This window comes from Skermanella sp., from assembly GCF_059503625.1.
On record NZ_JCACHA010000051.1, the window covers coordinates 1 to 4256 of the forward strand.

General features: G+C 63.2%; 5 protein-coding genes. 1 reads left to right on the forward strand and 4 read right to left on the reverse strand.

The window, feature by feature from the left end:
- The coding region (locus tag AC5JJ6_RS01345) for an MFS transporter (RefSeq protein WP_496040314.1) at positions 1–750 on the reverse strand (750 nt) is incomplete at its 3' end.
- A gap of 398 nt (positions 751–1148) precedes the next feature.
- On the opposite strand from AC5JJ6_RS01345, the gene AC5JJ6_RS01350 reads away from it, so the two are divergent.
- A complete protein-coding gene (locus tag AC5JJ6_RS01350) occupies positions 1149–1940 on the forward strand; it encodes a UDP-2,3-diacylglucosamine diphosphatase (protein ID WP_496040315.1) in 792 nt (263 codons plus the stop codon).
- On the opposite strand, the gene AC5JJ6_RS01355 is transcribed toward AC5JJ6_RS01350, so the two are convergent.
- From AC5JJ6_RS01355 to AC5JJ6_RS01365, 3 genes are all read right to left on the reverse strand, one after another.
- Entirely contained in the window at positions 1903–3399 is a 1497-nt protein-coding gene (locus AC5JJ6_RS01355) for a sensor histidine kinase (RefSeq protein ID WP_496040316.1), read from the reverse strand. The genes AC5JJ6_RS01350 and AC5JJ6_RS01355 overlap by 38 nt on opposite strands.
- Positions 3400–3496: 97 nt before the next feature.
- A complete protein-coding gene (locus AC5JJ6_RS01360) occupies positions 3497–3943 on the reverse strand; it encodes a YqaA family protein (protein ID WP_496040317.1) in 447 nt (148 codons plus the stop codon).
- Between the two features lie 10 nt (positions 3944–3953).
- Positions 3954–4256, reverse strand: a 303-nt coding sequence (locus AC5JJ6_RS01365; protein ID WP_496040318.1) for an ATP-binding protein, incomplete at its 5' end; no start/stop codon positions are given.

Here is a 4256-nt window from a genome sequence, read left to right on the forward strand (position 1 = left end):
GATCTTGGCGTTCTTCCACTGGCCGAAAGCTTCCGAGATCGGCGCCTTGGAGTGCGTGCCCTCCTCCTTCATCTTCTTGAAGGCGGGGGATTCGTTCATCTGGAGCCGTATCCAGACCGAGATCGCCAGCAGCACGATCGACAGAATGAAGGGAACGCGCCAGCCCCAGGCGGCGAAGTCGGTTTCCCCCAGGATCGTCCGCACGCTGAGGATCACGACCAGCGACAGCAGCAGCCCGAGCGTGGCCGTCGTCTGGATCCAGCTCGTGTAGAAGCCGCGCCGGTGATTGGGCGCGTGTTCCGCCACATAGACGACGGCTCCGCCATATTCGCCGCCCAGCGCTAGCCCCTGAAGCATGCGCAGGACGATCAGCAGGACCGGTGCTACCCAGCCGATGGACTCATAGCTGGGCAGCAGCCCGACCAGGAAGGTCGAGACACCCATGATCATGATGGTGATCAGGAAGGTGTATTTGCGCCCCACCATGTCGCCCAGCCGGCCGAACACCAGGGCACCGAACGGCCGCACCAGGAAGCCCGCCGCGAAGGCCAGAAGGGCGAAGACGTTGCGCGTCGCTTCCGGAAACGAAGAGAAGAACTGCGCGCCGATGACCGCAGCCAAAGCCCCATAAAGATAGAAGTCATACCACTCGAAGATGGTGCCCGCCGACGATGCCAGGATCACCCGCTTTTCCTCGCGGGTCATCGGCCGTTTGCGCGCTTCGATTTCAGAAAGGGTCACTCCCGTCATGAACTAACCTCCCATGGCGTTCTTGTTCTTCTTCGGACGGCATTCACAGGCGCACGTCGTCTCCCCGTACAGCGTTGAGGCGCCTTAGCATCAAGCGTAACATAAATTTTATAAGGCGAAGTTAAATAGCTTCGCCAATTTTGGACTATGAATTTTCGCAGTGCGGCGTGGTTGCTTGATCTGTGCTTGATAGTAACCATAGTTTTTCCATGGATACTGGCGGTGAAAGCATCGACTGGAGTTTGCGCTACGGCGTTTCGTTTATAATTCAGCGATGTTTTGCCCCCTTTTCACCCAACGGGGCATCCAAAATATCATCTAAACATAACTTGCGGCACCGGCACCTCCATGCCAGACAAGAAACGGCGAGCTACGTTGCAGGAGCGGGGACCTCAGGAATGACCGATGGATCGCAGCATCGCTACAGAACGGTTTGGATTTCCGATATTCACCTCGGGACACGCGGCTGCCAGGCGGAACCGCTTCTAGACTTCCTGCGATCGGTCGAATGCGACACGATGTATCTGGTCGGCGACGTGATCGACTTTTGGCGGATGCGCCGTGCGCGCTACTGGCCGCAGAGCCACAACGACGTGATCCAGAAGCTTCTGCGGAAAGCCCGCAAGGGAACCCGCGTCATCCTGACGCCCGGCAACCATGACGACATGCTTCGCGGCTATGTAGACCATGAGTTCGGACATATCCTGGTGGTCGGCGACGCGATCCACGAACTGGCCGACGGCCGCCGGCTGCTGGTCATCCATGGCGACCAGTTCGACAGCGTGGTGGCCCGCGCGCCTTGGCTGGGGCATTTGGGCACCCATGCCAACGCCGCTTCCCAGCTGGTGAACCAGTGGTTCAACTGGGGACGCCTGAAGCTGGGATATCCTTACTGGTCGCTGTCGGGCTACCTGAAGCACAAGGTCAAGCACCGGGGCCAGTTCATCGCGAACTATGAGAAGGCCCTGGTGGAGGAAGCACGGAGACGCGGCGTCGACGGCGTCGTCTGCGGGCATATCCATTATCCCGAACAGAAGATCCTGGACGGCATCCTCTACTACAATGACGGCGACTGGGTCGATAACCGCACCGCCCTGGTAGAACATCATTCCGGCGAGCTGGAACTGCTGCGCTGGCCCGAGACGCCCGCGGTCAGGCCGATGGCCGAGGTGGTTTCCCTGGTTTCCTGACGGTCCTGCCGCCGTCGAACAGATCGAGTTCCGGCACCGGATGGCTGACGAAGCGGATGCTTATCCGAGTCCCGGCGTCGCCGGACTGGGTTTCGATCTCCCCGCGCAGCTGCCTCGTCAACTGTCGGACCAGGCGCATTCCAAGGCTTGCCCTGTGCCGCTCGAGGTCGGGAGGCAGGCCGATCCCGTCATCCTCGACCCGCAGTTCGACATCGCCGGGGGAGCGTCCCTCCAGCGAGACCCGCACTTCCCCGCTGCCGGTCCGCAAACCGCCATCGACCGGATAGGCATATTCGACGGCGTTGGAAATCAGCTCGTTGGCGATCAGGGCCAGCGGGGTCGCCTCGTCGATCGGCAGGTCCAGAGCGCGGTCGCGCCGGCAGTTTACGTCGATACCGGGTTTCGACTGGTTCAGGCACATCTCCCGCAGCAAAGCCGCGAAATCCATCCGGTCCGGCTCGTCGGTCAGATAGAGCTGTTCATGGACCTGGGCGACGGTCTGGATCCTGCCGCGCGCCTCGACGAACTGCTGAAGCGTGTCCGGATCGGTGATCGATCGGTTCTGGAGGCTCAGCAGGCTGGAGATGAGTTGCAGGTTGTTGCGGACCCGGTGCTGGATTTCCAGCAGCAGGATGTCCTTCTGCTGCAACAGGCGGGCACGTTCCGCCGCCGTCCGGCCAAGCTCCGCCTCGACGCATTTCTGGCCGTCGATATCGGTGGCGCTGCCGAACCAGCGCAGGATCGTGCCGTCGGGACCGGTTACCGGAATCGCCTGCCCGAGATGCCAGCGATAGCTGCCGTCCGCCCGCCGCAGCCGGTATTCCGCCTGCCATGGCCGTCCCTGCGCCGCGGCTTCCTTCCAGGACGACAAAAGCCGCTCCAGGTCCTCCCCATGAACGAAGGAACGCCAGTGCGCCTGCTGGGCGGTGCCGGGGGACGCGCCGGAATACTCGAACCAGCGCCGGCTGTAATATTCGATAGCGCCGGAGGCGCTGGTGATCCAGACGATTTGCGGCAGGGCTTCGGCCATGTCGCGCAGGCGCTCGTCGCTGACGTCCCAGAACCCCGTGGCCCGGAACCCGGCGGCATCGCTGAAACCGTCCGGGTGAGGCCCCCTTGCCGGCGCCTGGGAAAGCCGCGCCGTGGCGTTCCGCATCACGCGCCGCGCGGCACCGGCGGCCAGCAGTCCCGAGACGAGGGCCGCGACAAGCCCGGCTATGGCGACGGGCTGCAACATGACGACCGCGCCGGCCGTGGGCGATCCGGGAATGGCGCCGGCCGGCATTACGGCTCCAGTCGAAGCCGGGGCAGCGACCTGCCCGACGTTTTGCACCGTGGCGGCCGGCCTGTCGGGAGCGCGGTCGAGCATGGGCGACGCGGCGGCCACCAGCAGCCCTGGAGCCGCCGCAGCCGCCGCAATCAGCCATATGCCGCTGCGCTCACCCATATTTTTTCTCACCAGAGGCTCCAGTCATGCAAACAGCGCCAACTCACGGTAGTTCATCGCTTCTTCGATTTGACCCCGATGCTCCGCCTGTTACTTCCCGCCAGATTTCTCAATGTCCCGACCACCAAAGGACCGACAAGGCGATGAAGACGTATCGCCCGACCTTGCCGATCGCGACAAGCACGGTAAACCGCACCAGATCGACCCTTAAGGCACCCGCTACTACCGTCAAAGGATCGCCGATCACGGGCACCCACGCCAGAAGAAGCGACCATAGACCATACTTGCCGAACCAGGCGACTGCCCGGTCGTAGACCGCCGGCTTCAAGGGGAACCAGCGGCGATCCCTCAGATGGATCAGGAACCGGCCCAGCATCCAGTTGACGACCGATCCCAATACATTGCCCAGGGAAGCGAATGCTACCAGAAGCACCGGGCTCTGATGCCCGGCATTCAGCAATCCTGCCAGCAGCAGCTCCGACTGCGCGGGCAGGATCGTCGCCGCCACCAGGGCCGCCGCGAACAGCCCGCCATAGGCCGCGAGATCGCCGGTCATGGCATCCGCTTCATGGACCGAACGGCAGCATCAGGGTCCACCTGACGCCGGGACAGGTATTCTCCACAGCGATGCGGGCTTCGATCTGACCGGCCAGCGATTCGATCAGGCGCATGCCGAGGCTGGCGCTGCGCCGGCGGTTGCGCGCGTCGAGGAATTCAGGAGCGATGCCCGGCCCATGGTCGCGCACTACCAGGGACAGGACCGGCGTGCTTTCCCCAGGCGCCGCATCGCCATGGCCGAAGGAAACCTCGACCGGCTGCTCGGGAGTTCCCGGACCGGCATGCTTGAGCGCGTTGGTCAGCAGCTCGAC